We start from the raw sequence: 14301 nt of genomic DNA on the forward strand, positions 1-14301 counted from the left end.
TGCAGCGGATTCTGCATCATTAATCTTTACTGGCATCTTTTTTATCTCTTAAATTAACAATTTCATTATAAAATGAATCGACATCTTTAAATTCTCTATAAACTGAAGCAAATCTAACATATGCCACAGGATCTAAATCTTTTAGCTCATCCATGACAAGCTCTCCGATATAGGTCGATGTAACTTCTTTTTTGCCTGTATGGTTTATTTTAATTTCCACATTTTTAGCTACTTGCTCAATTTGATCCAGAGACACGGGTCTTTTTTGACAGCTTTTTACAATACCATTTATAAGTTTGGATCGGTCATAGGCCTCACGAGTTTCATCCTTTTTTATAACCATAAGGGTAATATCCTCATAGCGTTCATAAGTTGAAAATCTTTTTTGACAATCTTCGCAAAGTCTCCTACGTCTTATAGCTGTATCATCTTCAGTGGTCCTTGAGTCCAGTACCTTTGTGTTATTTGAATGACAATACGGGCATTTCATATTATTTTAAGAAATCTGGTAGATCTATATCATCAAATGGGTTTGAGCTTTTTCTTTTTTCCTCTACTGGACGAGATGTTCTTGCTTGTGATTCATATTCTGATCTAGAGTTTCTAGTTGGAGCATTCATCTCAGCTCCTCTAGAAGAAGTAGGTCTACCTTGGTTATCAAAACCTGTTGCGATAACAGTAATTTTGATTTCATCTCCCATAGATTCATCAGAACCAACACCGAAGATAATATTTGCATCAGAGTCGATATTATCACGGATAAGTTCAGCTGCCTCATTTGCTTCCATAAGTCCAACTTCTGCAGCTGTAACATTAAGAAGAACTGCTTTAGCTCCTTCAATTGATGTTTCAAGAAGTGGTGAGTTAACTGCAGCTTTAGCAGCATCTACAGCTCTATTTTCACCTGCAGCACGTCCTATACCCATGTGTGCAATACCTTGATCAGACATAATTGATTCAACGTCTGCAAAGTCAAGGTTGATTACGTTTGGTATAGCGATTAATTCTGAAATACCACTTACTGCATCCATTAATACATTATCAGCTAGCTTAAAGGCATCCACCATAGATGTTCTTTTTTCAACTATTTGTAGCAATCTATCATTTGGAATAGTAATAAGGGTATCTACATTTTCTTTTAGTCTTTCAATACCAGCTTCTGCTTGTGATTGTCTTTTTCTACCTTCAAATGTAAATGGTTTTGTAACTACACCTACTGTTAGGATGTCCATATCCTTTGCAACACCTGCAACAACTGGAGCAGCACCTGTACCAGTACCACCACCCATTCCAGCAGTGATAAATACCATATCAGCTCCTTTTAGAGCTTCTGTTATATCATTTTTAGATTCTTCTGCAGCTTTTTCACCAACAGATGGATTTGCACCTGCACCAAGACCTCTAGTAAGTTTTTCACCAATTTGTAATCTTAAGTCAGCATTTGATTCTTGTAGAGTTTGTAAATCAGTATTTACTGCTACAAATTCTACTCCTGATAGTCCATTGTCTCTCATGCGGCTGATAGCGTTATTTCCACCACCACCAACTCCGATAACTTTAATTTTAGCTAAAGAGTTATCATCCATTTCCATGTTTATGTTTGCCATATTTTCCCCCGTGTTCTAGTTTCATTTTTGTTTAATAATTTAGATTATCGCTATATGAGTCTGGGCTTACTTTTACTATAGGATTTTTTCCATTATCTAAGTCTATTGCTGTAATTTCAATAGATTTTTCCCTTGCATCATTTAGGATATTATCTAAAATTTTAAGTTTATAGTCTATGTCGTTCAAATCTCCGAATTTCACATCTATATCATTTAACATTATACCAATTTGAGCTTTGTTTTCCAAATTTAATTGATTTACCTCATTAAAATATGAAAATCCTTGAATTGCCTTTAAAAAATTTATACTTGCTTCTGATCCTGTGAAGTTTTCTCCTATTTCACTTCTAAGTTTTGCACCCTTTATTTCTTTTAATAAGCTCTTATCAAACTCTCCTATATCTTCTCCAAGTAAGGAACCAGTATTTGAAATATAATAGTCTTTCCCATCACTATTTTGAAAAAATAAAGGATAATTTTCTTCTACATTTATATTTAAAAGATTTGGAAAAACTTTTTTTATGCTTGCATTTTCTATATAAGGCAGCTTTTTTATATTCGCTTCATTTTTCTCTGGCTTATACAAGATAATATTTTCTCCAATAGGATTACCTATTTCAGCTATAATTTCTCCATCAGATGTTGCTTTATTGCCTGTTATATAGATATTTGATATTTTCATATAATTATTCAAATATATACTATATAGTATAGATGCTAGGGCTAGAAAAATCAGAAATATTGTAAAGCCTTTGCTAAAAAGTTTTACATTCTTTTCTTTACTGTGCTTCTTAGCCACATATTTTTTATTTACTGTCTTACCATCTTTTTTTAAGTATCTATCTTCATTGGAATTTTGCATATTAATTCTCGATTAACTCTAAAACTAGCTTTAAAATAGCATCGCTTGCACCATCTTGAGCAAGTTTGGCACTATTTTTTCCCATTTCTTCTAGTTTCTCTTTATCATTTATCACACTCATAATATTGTTATATAAGATTTTTCCATCAAGTTCTTTTTCTAATATCATAAGAGAGGCGCCATTTTTTACATAGGTTTCAGCATTATATTGCTGATGGTTTTCTGTTGTGTAGCCTTTTGGTATAAGTATCGATGGTTTTTTTACACTTGATATTTCAGCCAGACTCATAGCCCCACTTGATGCGATTATTAAATCACTTACTGCATAAAAAAGGTCTATGTTATCTATATAAGGGAATACTTTTAGGTACTTATTTTCTGGTAAATCTTTTATAAAATCATCAAAGTTTCTCTTACCTGTTTGATGAAGCAAGTAAAAATCACCCTTAAGATTTGCTACTAGTTCTTTTACTGCCTTATTCATAGCATAGGAACCATTTGATCCGCCAAAGGAAAATACTACTGGTATATCTTTGCCTATCCCTAATTTTTCCAAATCATAATCAGTATAAGTATCATTAAAGTTATTTCTAACTGGGTTTCCAGTAACTACTATTTTTTCTTTGTGTTTAAAGTGTTTAATAGCTTCTGCATAGGAAATACATACATAGTCTACTTTTTTTGATAAATATTTTGATGTGATACCTGGATAAGAGTTTGACTCATGGATAATTGTTGGGACTTTTAGTTTTGCAGCTTGATATATAATAGGTCCACATACATATCCACCTGTACCTATAGCTATATCAGGTTTAAATTCATTTATGATTCTTCTAGCTGATTTAAAACCCTTCATATTTGTTGATAGGGATTTGAAAAATTTTTTGTTTATTTTTCTTGGCATCCCCATTCCTTCTATAGGTTCAAAGTTATAGCCATATTTTTTTGCAATTGTTTCTTCAGGTCCGCCCTTAATTCCTACATATAAAATATTTACATCTTCAATATTTTCTTGGATTTTTTGGGCTATGGCTATGGCAGGATAAATATGTCCACCGGTGCCTCCCCCAGAAATAATTACATTCATTTTATCATTCCTTTATATTTTTCTATTTTTTCTTTAAAATCTCTGCCTCTTATTTCATAGGACTTATACATATCCCAGCTTGCGCTAGCTGGGGATAAGAGTATTACATTATTTTTGCTTGCATTTTCTAATGCAATTTTTACGGATTGTTCCATATCTTCTGCTAAGATATAGTTTATACCTTCTTCTTCACAAAGTTTTTTAAGTTGGTCTTTGGTTTCTCCCATAATGACCATAAGTTTACCATTTTCTTTAAAAGCTTTTACATATTCACTATAATCTATTTTTTTATCATAGCCACCAGCTATAATTATTATAGGATTTGTAAAGGAATTAATGGCCTTTACTGCACTATCCACATTTGTAGCTTTGGAGTCGTTATAAACTTTCACTCCCTTTATTTCATCTACCAACTCTAAACGATGTTCTATAGATACAAATGTTTTAGCAGCCTTAGCAATAGAAACAAAGTCTAGACCAAATAAATAACACTCTAACATAGCGGCCATTAAATTTTCGTAATTGTGGTTGCCAATTATTTTTAATTCATCGGTATTTAAGACTTCTATCTTTTGTTGCTCATCTTTATAATAAATTATATTTTCATCTAAATATAAGCCTTTTTCTACTGGATTGGTAGATGAAAACTCATAAATATTTGCCCTAAAACTATTTTTGCTTTTTTGTAGTATCTCATCATTTTTATTCAATATTAAATAATCATCTTCTGTTTGCTTAGCAGTTATATTTAATTTAGATGATATATAATCATTCAAATCCCCATGCCAGTCTATGTGATCTGGTGTAATATTTAAAATACTTGCAATATGAGGGTGGAATTTATAAGTATTTTTTAATTGAAATGAGGATAACTCGTCTACAAAAACGACATCTTTATTATACATCTGCCATAAAATACCCTCACCAATATTACCAACTGATACTGCCTTTACTCCCGACTCATTTAGTATATGAGTTATCATTGAGGTAGTAGATGTTTTTCCGTTTGTGCCAGTAATAGCTAATATTTTTTTCTCAGGAAATAACCTATATGATAGTTCTATATCACTAATAATCTCATACTTTTTACTTAGTTTTTTTACTATATCATCACTTGGTTTTATACCTGGAGATTTTACTACAAATTCATAATCATATTCTGTCAAATTTAAAACAGAAATAGGGCTATAATCATAGCCCTTTAATTCATCAATTTCTTCTTTATTTTTGTCAAAAGTATAAACATCATATCCCATCTTAGATAAAGTTTTTGCTGTAGATATGCCGCTTACACCTAGTCCATAAATTAAAACTTTTTTCATAATATAGCCACCAAAGTAATTAAGCATAAAATAACAGATACTATGCTAAATGCTGAAACAATTTTAGGTTCTTTGTATCCTTTTAATTCAAAATGGTGATGGATAGGAGTCATTAAAAATACTCTTTTTTTGTTACGATATCTGTAGGATAAGACTTGAATAATAACTGATAAAGTTTCCATAACATATACTCCACCAAAAATAACCAAATAAATTGGAATTTTTTCTATAATAGCTAAAGCAACAATCGCACCACCAATGGCCATTGATCCTGTATCTCCCATAAAAACCGAAGCTGGATTTGTATTAAAATATAAAAATCCTAATAAGGAACCAAATAAGATTATAGAAAATATTCTAGTACTATCTGATGTTGCTAATAAAAATAAGCAAAGAGCAACAGGTAGTGTAACACTTGTTGCGAGTCCATCTAAACCATCAGTTAGGTTTACTGCATTTGTTGTACCTACTATTATAAATACCAAAATTGGAAACCCTAAAAAGCTTACATGTAAAGGATAGTTTGAAAATGGAATAGTTAGATATGTAACACTTTCCTTATCATTTACATAAGCTAGGATTACTAATAAAATAGCCAAACCAAACTGAAGAATGATTTTTTCATTTGGTTTTAGTCCTTCAGATTGCTTTAAAACTAATTTTCTAAAATCATCTATAAAGCCTATAGCTCCATAACCTATAAATGAAATTAAAATAATAGCTGTACTCAAGTTGAAGGGAACAAATATAAGTGTCATCAAAAAGGCTGCTATTAAAAATATAATTCCACCCATAGTAGGTGTTCCTGCCTTCTGGTAATGACTTTTTGGACCTTCTTTTCTAATATTTTGGCCAACTTTCATATTTTTTAATATAGGCAATATTACATAACCTAATACTATAGTTGTAATAATAGTTATCAACGTTATTTTAAATATTTCATTCATATTAATTATCTATTCTTTCTGCTCCAGTTTTCTCGTACACCATTCCTAATTCTTCTAAAGCATACCTTTGTATACGATTTATATCTACTGTATTCTCAAGTTTTGCTTCTAGTCTATCTCTTTTTAATTCTTGTGAAATAGTTTCACTAGCTAATTTTCTATATTCTGCTCTTTTTGCCAACAATTGATTTCTTGTATTTAGAGTAAAATATCCAAGTGTCAAAACTAGAGCTAGAGTTAGAATAGATATTGTAAGTTTAGTCTTTCTGTCCTTTTTTTGCTGAATTTTTATATTTTTTTTCCTACTGGACTTTGGACTATCTTTTGCCTTTAATCTTTTTCTATCTTGGTTTGTATTTCTTGTTTGTGTTGCTTTTTGTATTCTTTCCGCCATATTAAATCCTCTGACACACTCTAAGTTTGGCGCTCTTTGCCCTAGAGTTTTCTTTTAGTTCTTTTTTACTTGCTATAATAGGTTTTTTTGTTATTATTTTAACCTTAGCTTTATGATTGCAAGCACATAATGGTAGTCCAGGTGGGCATATGCAATCTTTTTCTAATTCTTTAAAAGTATTTTTTACAATACGATCTTCTAAAGAATGGAAGGTTATAACGCACAGTCTACCATCTTTATTCAGATAATCTATTACTTTTTCTAAAGTATTTTCTAAGACCTCAAGCTCTCTATTTACTTCAATTCTTAGTGCTTGAAACACTCTTTTTTCCGGATGGGCTTCTTTTGATCTAACAGATTTATTTATCAAATCTCTTAGTTTAAAAGTAGTATCTATTCGCTGTTCATCTCTAGTTTCTACAATATTTCTAGCTATGGTTTTTGAAAATCTTTCTTCTCCATATTTAGAAAATATTTCTTGAAGCTCATCCAAAGAGTATTCATTTACGATTTTTTCTGCTGTTAACTCATTGTTAGTATCCATTCTCATATCTAAAGGTCCATCGTGCATATAAGAAAATCCACGATCTGCATTATCTATTTGATATGAGCTGACACCTATATCCATCAAAGCACCATCAATCTTATCAATGCCTAACTCATCTAATACCTTATCTAAATTTTCAAAATTACTTTTTACAAAAGTCACATTTGAAAATTCAGATAAATTTTTTTTAGCTGCATTTAGAGCATCTTGGTCCTGGTCTAGGGCTATTAACCTACCATTTTCAGATAAATTTTCTAAAATTCTTTTACTATGACCGCCCTTGCCTAAAGTAAGATCTACATAAATTCCATCAGATTTAATATTTAAATTTTCTATTACTTCATCAGCTAAAACTGATATGTGTTTAAATTCCATATTAATCATCCATTATATCGGATAAGTTCACCTCAACTTCATTTATGTAATCATTCCATTCATTTACATCCCAGACTTCAATAGTAAGGTTATTGCCAATAATCATAGCTTCACCTTCTATGTGGGCATAGTCTCTTAAATTTTTATTTAATAAAAGTCTGCCTTGTTTATCAAGACTGGTTTTTACAGTGGATGAGAAAAATAATCTCTTGATTGCCCTATTTTTCTTATTTTCATTTATAAGTTCATCAAGTCTTTTACTCTGCCTTTGAAATTCTTCTGTAGTATAAATAACTAAAGAATTTTCAGGTCCTTTTGTGATAAAAAACTCATCGCTTAGGTCATCACGGAACTCACTTGGCATTATTATTCTATTTTTAGAATCTAATTTATGAGTAAATTCCCCTAAAAACAACTTTTTACCACCTTAAACCACTTTATTCCACTTTATAATTATTTTATCCTATAAGAGATAAAAAATCAAACAAAAAAGCCGGCTACAAAGCCGGCTTATTTTTTTAGTTTATTAATAAAATATTAGGTAATTACTGAAATCTAATAATATTTGGTTCTTTTTCTTTGACTTTATTTTTTGGCTTAAAGTATGGTGGGAGATTTTTTTTATTTGCATATATAAATAACAAAACTCCACCTATTACAAATAATAAGGATATGAGTTGGGCTGTTCTAAATTGTCCCCAGTATAGGGAATCTGTTCGAAGTCCTTCTACAAAGTATCTTAGTATACCATAGCCTATAAGATAAGACGCTGTAACCTTACCCTTATCTGGGTTCTTTTTGATAGCATTAATCAAGATTAAAAAAATTATTACATCTCCTATTGACTCATATAAAAATGTAGGATGTACTTTTTGCCCATCAATAATTATTCCCCAAGGTAGGTCTGTTGGACCACCGTGGGCTTCTTGATTCATAAAATTTCCCCAACGACCAATTCCTTGGCCTAGGGCAAGCGATGGCGTAAGAATATCTGTCATATCTAAAAATGGTACTAGATGCTTTTTACAATAGAAATATAAGGCTAGGGCGCCAAATATTATTCCACCATGGATAGCAAGCCCTCCTCCACGGATGTTTAGAATTTGACCTGGATTTTGTGAATAATAATCCCATTCAAATAAAACATACCAAAATCTTGCTCCTAGTATACCTATAGGGATTATTACAAATAAAGCATCGTAGATAAAGTCTTCATCAAAACCACGCCTCATGGCTTCCTTTTTTGCAAAGTATGAACCTAGCAACATACCTGCAATTATAATAAGGGCATACCAGCGAATTTCTATACCAAAAATAGAAAAAGCCACTGGATCAAAATTAAATTCCATTATTCTTCCTCCCTAGGTGCATCCCAGTTGGTATATACCTCTTGAACATCATCGTTATCTTCTAGGGTATCAATTAATTTTTCTAGTTTTTGGTGATGTTCACTGGCTACTTCTATTTCGTTTTGAGCTATATAAGATATTTCAGAACGCTCTACCTTATATCCAGCATTTTTTAGATTTTCTACTGCATCATTAAAGGTCTCGATACTTGTAATAGCTTCAAAATATTCGTCTTCTTCTATTACATCATCTGCTCCAGCTTCAAGGGCATCCATCATAAATTGATCAAAATCTTTGTCAGTATTATTTACTAAAATCTCACCCTTGTGGTCAAACATAAACATTACTGAACCATCTGTTCCAAGGTTTCCTCCATTTTTATCAAAAGCATGACGTACATCTGGAGCTGTTCTTTGAACATTATCTGTTAAGCAATCAACTATTACTGCAACTCCACCTGGACCATAACCTTCATAAATTATTCTAGAATAGTTATCTCCAGCCCCTTCTCCACTAGCTTTTTTTATAGCTCTATCAATATTATCATTTGGCATATTATCAGCTTTTGCTTTATCAATAGCTTGTTTTAAGGCTGGGTTATAATCTGGATTATCTCCTCCTTGTCTAGCTGCTACTGTTATATTTCTAGCATGTTTTGTAAAAATTTTACCTCTTTTAGCATCTTCATTGCCTTTTTTATTTTTAATCTTGCTCCACTTATTGTGTCCTGACATATATCCTCCTATTTACTAAAAAGCATAACTGCTTCTTTATTTATTATTTTTATATTATCGCTTGTTAGGTTAATTAAATCAGACTTTACCTTATCAAAGTCTTCTTCTCTTATATATAAGCTAATTTTTACTTCATCGGTGTAACTTTTGTCTATCACTTTAAATTTATGCTCATTTATATAATTTTCAATTATCCCAAGCAAGCCATAAGAATGAATTAATTCTACTACAAAAAATGGTCTTTTGTAAATTACATTATTTTCTAATGTCTCACTTACTCCCCTACCATAAGCTCGAACTAAGCCACCCTTGCCTAAAAGTTTACCACCAAAATATCTAGTTACTACTGCAGCAACATTAGTTACTTCTTCTTTTTCTAAAACTGAAAGCATTGGCAGGCCTGCCGATCCTTGGGGCTCACCGTTATCATTATATCTTTTTATAACTGGAGTTTCATTTATGATAAAGACTGTGCAATTATGTGTAGCATCCTTATATTTTTCAGAAATTTCAACAATAAATTTATTGGCCTCTTGTTCACTTTCTACATGGGCCATTGTTGTAATAAACCTGGATTTTTCTTCTTCAAATTCTGATTGTATTTGCCCTTTAATTGTCTTATAAGCCTTGGATATATTTTCCATATTTTTCCATATCCTCTTTTGAAATTTCAAACTCAATATTAGTACCATCTTCATCATACTCAGTTGCTATGATATCATAATTTGTCATCATATAATCAAGGATATCTCCATTTGCAAATGGTATGTGCATCTTTACTAGCTGGTAGTTAGCTTTTATTATACTTACTATTTTTTCTTTTAATCTTTCTAAATCATCCTCATCTCTTGCAGAAATATAAATTCTTTCTTGATCTCTTTTAAAAAGTTTTACTGCAAAGTCATTTTCTACCTTATCCATTTTGTTAAATACATAAAGTATATCTTTTCTATCCATATCAATATCCGTTATAGCTGTCTCTATAGCGTGAATTTGATGTTCAATATTGTGGCTTGCATCAATTACTATCAAAAGCATATCAGCAAACTTTATTTCATCTAGCGTTGTTAAAAAAGAATCATTTAATTCATCTGATAAATTATCAATAAAACCTACTGTGTCAGTTAAGGTAACTTTTGTATTTGCAAAATCTAGTCTTCTAGTTGATGTATCTAGGGTTGCAAACAGTAGGTCATCTGAATAAACAAGCTTATCTTTTCCATATAATTGCATCATGCCATTTAAAATTGTTGATTTTCCTGCATTGGTATAACCTAAAAGAGAAATATTTGTTATATTTTTACGAGCCTGTCTATTTATTCTTTTTGTTTTTTCTATATCTTTTAACTGTCTTTCTAGTGATTTGATATCACGTACTACAGCACGTCTATCTGTTTCAAGCATGGTTTCCCCAGGTCCTCTGGTTCCTATTCCCCCTGCCTGACGAGATAAATATGAAAACCACTTATTAAGTCTTGGTAGCTGGTATTTTAGTTGAGCAAGTTTAATTTTTAGTCTACTTTCTTTGGTATTTGCTCTTTGGGCAAAGATATCTAGTATTAAAGTTGTCCAATCTACCACATGTAGTTTTAATTCTTCTTCTAAATTGTAAAGCTGGCTAGCTGATAGCTCTACATCTAGGATAACTGTTTTAACTTCTAACTTTTCTGCCAAATCTTTTATCTCAGCTACTTTTCCTTTTCCGATATAGTATCTTGGATTTATCTTATCTACTACTTGGCTAACATAGGCAGCAGTTGTACCACCTGCTGTATTTATAAGTGATTCAAGTTCATAAACTTTATTTTCTTCATCATCGTCTCTTTTTAAGACATTTACTTGTATAACTTCTTGCATAAACTCCCTTTCTTTTGTTAATTATACGATTAAGTTAAAATTTATAAAGAATAATCAATATGGATAAAATGACAAAAGAATGATAAAATGTATTAATAAAATGTCTAAATTTAAATTTTAAAATTTTAGGAGGAATAATGGTTAAAAAAATCACCTCTGTAGTATTAAAACTTATTTTAATAGTTTTTTTAATATTGGTATCAGTTGGTGTAGTTTTTGCAGGCCTTAGTGGTGGTGCAATACTAGAAGTTATGAAAACAGCACCAGAAATTGATGCAGATATTGTAAAGTATGAGATGAGTCAAAATTCTACTATAGTTGATGAAGACGGAAATGAAGTAGATTCCATTGCTACTAAAGAATATAGAGAGATAGTTGATTACGATAAGATACCTGATTATTTAAAACAAGCCTTTGTTGCTGTTGAAGATGAGAGATTTTACAAACATCCTGGTCTTGATCCCCAATCAATTATAGGTTCTGCAATAGAAAACTTTAGGGCTGGTGGCATTGTACGTGGTGGTTCCACAATAACACAACAATTAGCTCGTAATACTTATCTTAATAACGATCAAACTTATGAAAGAAAAATTAGAGAGATATATCTAGCTTTAGAGATAGAAGAAAATTTAAGTAAAGACGAAATACTTGGAGCTTATTTAAACCGTGTATTCATGGGACAAAACTCATACGGTGTCCAAGCTGCGGCTAGAACTTATTTTGATAAGGATGTATCAGAATTAAATTTAGCTCAATGCGCAGCTCTAGCCGGTATTGTTCAATCCCCATCTGAGAATTCTTTATACAAGGCTATAAAAATTAGTGAAGTTACTGATCAAAAAGTCTTAGGTGAATTTACTATAGAAGGAGAAAAATACGCAGCCGTATATAATCCAGCTCCTTTTGAAAGAGAAATGTATGTTCTAGATAAGATGTTAGAGCATGGTTACATTTCTAAAGAAGAATATGAAGAGGCAAAAAACTTTGATGTAGCTTCATCTATAGTCCCTGCTGAAAGAACTAATACAGAAATTGCTAGTTATTTTAATTCCCTACTTGAAAAACAAGTTGTAAGCAAACTTATGGAAATTTATAATATGAGTGAAAATCAAGCTTGGGATAGACTTTATTATGGTGGTCTTAGAATAACTACAACCGTAGATGCTGATATGCAAAAACAACTTGAAAGCATATACTCAGATTTTTCTTCATATCTAATGGGTGATACATCTGGCTGGTCGAGTGCTCCTCTTCTTGATTTAAAATATGATGATTATGGAAATATTGTAAATAGCGATGGCAATTTACTTTATTATAGTAAGTCTAATATTTTAAATGAAAATAATGATATAAGACTTAGAAATGATGAAGCATGGTTTGATGAAGATGGTAATATTGTTTTATCAACTAATAAGGCCTATCTTGACCAAACTAATCTTGTATTTAGAGATTATTATTCACTAGATGATACAAATAAAAATCTTAGAACACATAAGATTGGGTCTATTGCATTTAAGACAAATGATGATATAAGACTAAATGATGATAAAAATATCGTTATTTCTAAAAAATATTTAGAAAATAATCCAAAGTTATTTACTTACTATGACGATGAAACATTTTCAATAAATAAAGATTTTTATGATATTGACCTTAATGGAGTTATCCAACCTCAAGCATCAACAGTAGTAATGGATCAAGAGAATGGACACATAAAAGCAATTATGGGTGGCCGTGATCAATCTGGTGTAAGGGTTTTAGATAGAGCATCTGCTATTCCTCGTCAACCAGGTTCATCAATAAAACCAATTGCAACCTATACCCCAGCTTTAGATAATGGATTTAACCTTGCAACTGGAGTTGATGATGTACCATTATTAATGAACGAAGATGACGAGCCTTGGCCAAAAAACGTATATGATTATTACGAGGGATTAGTCCCTATTAGAAAGGCAATTGAAAGATCAATAAATACAATTGCTGTTCGTACATTAAATGAAGTTGGGATACCAACAAGTATAGATTATCTAAAAAACTTTGGAATAATTAAAGAAGATGGTAATGATAACTTTGTAACTGAAGCTGAAAATAGCAAAACAAACGATGAAAATTTAGCTGCCTTAGGTGTTGGTGCTATGACTCATGGTTTAACTAACTTAGAAATGACCGCAGCCTATGCAGCTCTTGCGAATAAAGGTGAATATAACGAACCTCTAACATTTTCTAAAATAGAAGATTCTACAGGTAAAGTTTTATTTGATAGTGAAAATGTCGTTAAACACAAAGTTACTAGCGAAGAAACCGCATATCAAATAACATCCGCTCTTCAATCTACAGGCCAAAGTTATGGAAATATTTATGTAAACGGTAATGATTTTGCAACCAAAACTGGTACTACCGATGATTATGTAGACTTCTGGTGTGTGGGATATACCCCATACTATACAGTTGGTGTTTGGATGGGTGCTGATGATCAAAGTATCAGAATGAACGGTACTTCTATACAAAGAGCAGCTTTAATGTGGAATACAATAAATAATCAAATTCTAGATGGTTATGAACCAAGAACTTTTGAAAGACCAGATTCAATTGTAGAAATGGAAGTAGATACTATGAGTGGTAAGCTACCAACAGAACTATCATATATGGATCCACGCGGTACAGTAACTACAGAAATTTTTGGTCCAGAAAATAAACCAAATAAAGATGATGATATCCATACCCTAGTTTCCATAGATACTAGAAATAATCTATTGGCCTCAGATGTTACTCCAAGGTGGGCGATGGCTCAGGTTTCATATTTAAAACCAAAAAGCAACTATGATCCAAAAGAATTTAATGATATATATCCAAGAGACTGGCAATATAGAGCGCCTACTCAATATTCAGACCTCATCTATGTTGCTCCTTTACCAGACTATAATTCTAATATTGATGATGAGGATAAAGATAAGGAAGATGAAAAGACAGATAACGAAAATACCGAAAACGAAGCTACAGATGAAAATCCTAACCCAGGCCAATCTTCTAGCCGAAATAACCAGAATAAAACCAGGCAAGGCACTTCAGATGAGCCGGTAATTCAATATGACAATACTGGTCCTAACAATAATAATAGATAAAAAAAGTTCAAGCTGATTCATAAGTCAGCTTGAATTTTTTTACTTATAAATTTTTACAAAAAAATTAGGGCCTAAGCCCTAATTTATATTTTTTATTT

14 protein-coding genes are annotated in these 14301 nt (G+C 31.4%); 1 reads left to right on the forward strand and 13 read right to left on the reverse strand.

The genetic code is table 11. The annotated features are described in order from the left end of the window. Window positions 1–19 precede the first annotated feature (19 nt). The 13 genes from nrdR to hflX form a co-directional block, all read right to left on the reverse strand. Window positions 20–490: a transcriptional regulator NrdR gene (nrdR, locus tag ACCQ40_RS03380; RefSeq protein ID WP_394011675.1), complete on the reverse strand. Its 471-nt coding sequence runs from the start codon at window positions 488–490 to the stop codon at window positions 20–22. Between the two features lies 1 nt (window position 491). Beyond that, window positions 492–1607: a cell division protein FtsZ gene (gene ftsZ / locus ACCQ40_RS03385; protein WP_394011676.1), complete on the reverse strand. Its 1116-nt coding sequence runs from the start codon at window positions 1605–1607 to the stop codon at window positions 492–494. Window positions 1608–1638: 31 nt separating this feature from the next. Then, window positions 1639–2469 carry a cell division protein FtsQ/DivIB gene (locus ACCQ40_RS03390; protein ID WP_410032603.1) on the reverse strand — a complete coding sequence of 277 codons (831 nt, stop codon included), beginning with the start codon at window positions 2467–2469 and terminating at the stop codon, window positions 1639–1641. 1 nt (window position 2470) lies between these two features. Then, entirely contained in the window at window positions 2471–3556 is a 1086-nt protein-coding gene (murG, locus tag ACCQ40_RS03395; RefSeq protein ID WP_394011678.1) for an undecaprenyldiphospho-muramoylpentapeptide beta-N-acetylglucosaminyltransferase, read from the reverse strand. Further along, window positions 3553–4878 carry a UDP-N-acetylmuramoyl-L-alanine--D-glutamate ligase gene (gene murD, locus ACCQ40_RS03400; protein ID WP_410032604.1) on the reverse strand — a complete coding sequence of 442 codons (1326 nt, stop codon included), beginning with the start codon at window positions 4876–4878 and terminating at the stop codon, window positions 3553–3555. The genes murG and murD overlap by 4 nt, the downstream gene beginning before the upstream one ends. Beyond that, entirely contained in the window at window positions 4875–5825 is a 951-nt protein-coding gene (gene mraY, locus ACCQ40_RS03405) for a phospho-N-acetylmuramoyl-pentapeptide-transferase (protein ID WP_394011680.1), read from the reverse strand. The genes murD and mraY overlap by 4 nt, the downstream gene beginning before the upstream one ends. Before the next feature lies 1 nt (window position 5826). After that, the gene (locus ACCQ40_RS03410) at window positions 5827–6219 is read right to left on the reverse strand and encodes a hypothetical protein (RefSeq protein WP_394011681.1); all 393 of its coding nucleotides are present in this window, start codon (window positions 6217–6219) and stop codon (window positions 5827–5829) included. 1 nt (window position 6220) lies between these two features. Continuing rightward, window positions 6221–7141, reverse strand: coding sequence for a 16S rRNA (cytosine(1402)-N(4))-methyltransferase RsmH (gene rsmH, locus ACCQ40_RS03415; protein WP_410032605.1), 921 nt, complete (start codon window positions 7139–7141; stop codon window positions 6221–6223). A gap of 1 nt (window position 7142) precedes the next feature. Continuing rightward, the gene (mraZ, locus tag ACCQ40_RS03420) at window positions 7143–7556 is read right to left on the reverse strand and encodes a division/cell wall cluster transcriptional repressor MraZ (protein ID WP_394011683.1); all 414 of its coding nucleotides are present in this window, start codon (window positions 7554–7556) and stop codon (window positions 7143–7145) included. Between the two features lie 130 nt (window positions 7557–7686). Then, entirely contained in the window at window positions 7687–8490 is an 804-nt protein-coding gene (gene lgt, locus ACCQ40_RS03425; RefSeq protein WP_410023605.1) for a prolipoprotein diacylglyceryl transferase, read from the reverse strand. Further along, entirely contained in the window at window positions 8490–9224 is a 735-nt protein-coding gene (locus tag ACCQ40_RS03430; protein ID WP_410023606.1) for a YebC/PmpR family DNA-binding transcriptional regulator, read from the reverse strand. Before ACCQ40_RS03430 ends, lgt begins: the two co-directional genes overlap by 1 nt. An 8-nt stretch (window positions 9225–9232) precedes the next feature. Continuing rightward, window positions 9233–9868, reverse strand: coding sequence for a YigZ family protein (locus ACCQ40_RS03435; protein ID WP_410032606.1), 636 nt, complete (start codon window positions 9866–9868; stop codon window positions 9233–9235). Then, entirely contained in the window at window positions 9843–11081 is a 1239-nt protein-coding gene (gene hflX, locus ACCQ40_RS03440) for a GTPase HflX (protein WP_410032607.1), read from the reverse strand. The genes ACCQ40_RS03435 and hflX overlap by 26 nt, the downstream gene beginning before the upstream one ends. Window positions 11082–11218: 137 nt before the next feature. Between hflX and ACCQ40_RS03445 the strand changes: the two genes are divergently transcribed. After that, the gene (locus ACCQ40_RS03445) at window positions 11219–14203 is read left to right on the forward strand and encodes a penicillin-binding protein 1A (protein WP_410032608.1); all 2985 of its coding nucleotides are present in this window, start codon (window positions 11219–11221) and stop codon (window positions 14201–14203) included. The last annotated feature ends 98 nt before the right edge of the window (window positions 14204–14301 follow it).

Source organism: Anaerococcus cruorum, assembly GCF_046365495.1.
GTDB lineage: Bacteria > Bacillota > Clostridia > Tissierellales > Peptoniphilaceae > Anaerococcus > Anaerococcus cruorum.